This is a genomic window from Saccharothrix coeruleofusca, assembly GCF_014648515.1.
In the GTDB taxonomy this organism is placed as follows: Bacteria; Actinomycetota; Actinomycetes; order Mycobacteriales; family Pseudonocardiaceae; genus Actinosynnema; species Actinosynnema coeruleofuscum.
Genome location: NZ_BMRG01000028.1, coordinates 1 through 1594, shown reverse-complemented (window position 1 = coordinate 1594; position 1594 = coordinate 1). Strand labels below are relative to the sequence as shown.

Genomic DNA, 1594 nt, shown 5'->3' with positions numbered 1-1594 from the left:
GTGGACCCGTTCGGCACGCTGCTGGGCGCGGGCATCGGCTGGCTGATCGAGCACGTGAGCTTCCTCAAGGAGCCGCTGGACCAGCTGATGGGCGACCCCGACGAGATCAACGCCAACGTCGAGGCGACCAAGGCGACCGCGGTGGAGATGCGGACGCTGGCCGAGACCCACCGCAACACGCTGGCGCAGCCGCAGGGGTGGACCGGCCAGGCGTCGGAGGCGTTCAAGGCCAACATGGACACCCTGGGCCAGGAGCTGGACTCGCTGGCCAACGCGGTGGAGAAGAAGGCCAAGATCGTGGCCATCTGCGGCGTGCTGGTGCAGGTGCTGCGCGACATCGTGCGCGACCTGATCGCGCAGCTGCTCGGCTCGCTGCTGGCGGGCGCGATCGCCGCCGCCGCCGCGGCGTTCTTCACCTTCGGCGCGTCCATCGTGGGCTTCATCGGCTTCGCGGTGGGCAAGGCCGTGGCGCTGGGCGTCAACATCGCCTCCCGGATCGCCCGGCTGATCGCGGCGATGACCCGGCAGATGGGGCGGATCAAGAACCTGGACGAGATCACCGAGCAGGTCGGCAAGGGCTGGAACCGGTTCGAGAACGTCGCCGACGTGGCCGAGGTGTCCTACGAGTCCTGGAAGGCGCAGAACAAGGTCGACAAAGCGGTCGACCAGGCGCGCTGATCCCCCACCCCGCTCGCGAAAGGTTCGACATGGCACGCACCGGCCCCGGCGCCAACCCCAACCCCAGCTCCAACCCCGGCGGCAGCCCACCCCCTCCGCCGCCGCCACCGCCCCCGGCGTCGGGACCGCAGGGTCCTACCGGCACCTCGGGCTTCCTGATGCAGCCGTCCTCGATCCAGACGCTGCAGGGCTACGCGAGCGACCTGCAGTCCCGCTACCAGGGCGTGGCGGGGCAGCTGAGCACGCAGACGCTGGCCGTCAACGCGCTGGGGATGTTCGGCATCCCCATGGTGGTCGCGGTGAACGGCTCCAACGGCAAGTCCATCGACAAGGCCAACCACGCGGCGCAGACGATGGGCCAGGTCAAGGACGGCTTGCAGGCGTCGCTGGACACCCAGGTCAGGACCGACGAGTTCGCGGGCAGCCAGTTCGACAAGATCGTCACCGACTCCGGCGCGAAGAACCCCCAGGGCGCGCCCGCGAGCGCACCGCACACGCCCGCCCCGGTGGGTCCGCAGGTGACGCCGGTCGACCAGATCAACGGCGACCCCGGCAGCACCGGACCCAAGCCCGCAGGCGTCCCGGCCGGTCCCCAGGTCACGCCGGTCGACCAGATCAACGGCGACCCCGGCAGCACCGGACCCAAGCCCGCGGGTGCCCCGACCGGTCCCCAGGTCACGCAGTTCGAGCCGCCGCCCGGCGCGACGAACACGCCCACGCCCACGCCCACGCTCACCCCGGCGGGGCCACCGGTCACCCAGTACACCCCGCCGCCGGGCAACACGGACGTGACCACACCGACGCCCACGCCCACTCCGGCCGGCCCGCCGGTCACCCACTACACCCCGCCACCCGGCGGACCGAACACCCCCACGCCGACGCCCACGCCCACCCCGGCAGGCCCGCCGGTCACCCA

The 1594-nt window shown here is 72.0% G+C and carries 1 protein-coding gene and 1 pseudogene; both read left to right on the top strand.

Features of this window, described 5'->3' with window-relative positions:
* Positions 1-678: WXG100 family type VII secretion target (locus tag IEZ00_RS34185; RefSeq protein WP_373293255.1), on the top strand; the 678-nt coding region annotated here is incomplete at its 5' end.
* Positions 679-707: 29 nt separating this feature from the next.
* Positions 708-1594: pseudogene (locus IEZ00_RS34180) on the top strand (hypothetical protein); the annotation flags it as partial.